General features: G+C 57.1%; 1 pseudogene. It reads right to left on the bottom strand.

Annotated elements, in window-relative coordinates:
- A pseudogene (locus K9B32_RS28905) lies at positions 1 to 270 on the bottom strand (IS110 family transposase); the annotation flags it as partial.
- Positions 271 to 289 lie beyond the last annotated feature (19 nt).

Genomic DNA, 289 nt, shown 5'->3' with positions numbered 1-289 from the left:
GGTCGCCTCGACAACCGCATGCGAGTTCTCCCGGTAGCGTTCGAGAAAGCCGCCAAGCGACTGGCGGTCGTTCTTCACCCGGCCGGAGCGTAGCGTCTTCCCGCCCGAATCCTGGACGACCAGATGGCTATAGGATTTGTGGTAGTCGACGCCGATATGGTAATCATAGGAGGCAGTCATGCTTCCAACTCCCCTGTTGAGATTTTCCGAACCCCAACAGGATAAGCCGAAAGGCTGGAAGCGTGACTGTCCCTCGATCATCACCTGCATCTCAGTGATCCGTTCTCTC

Source organism: Rhizobium sp. 3T7 (genome assembly GCF_020166565.1).
Classification (GTDB): domain Bacteria; phylum Pseudomonadota; class Alphaproteobacteria; order Rhizobiales; family Rhizobiaceae; genus Rhizobium.
This window is presented reverse-complemented; position numbering and strand designations above follow the sequence as displayed.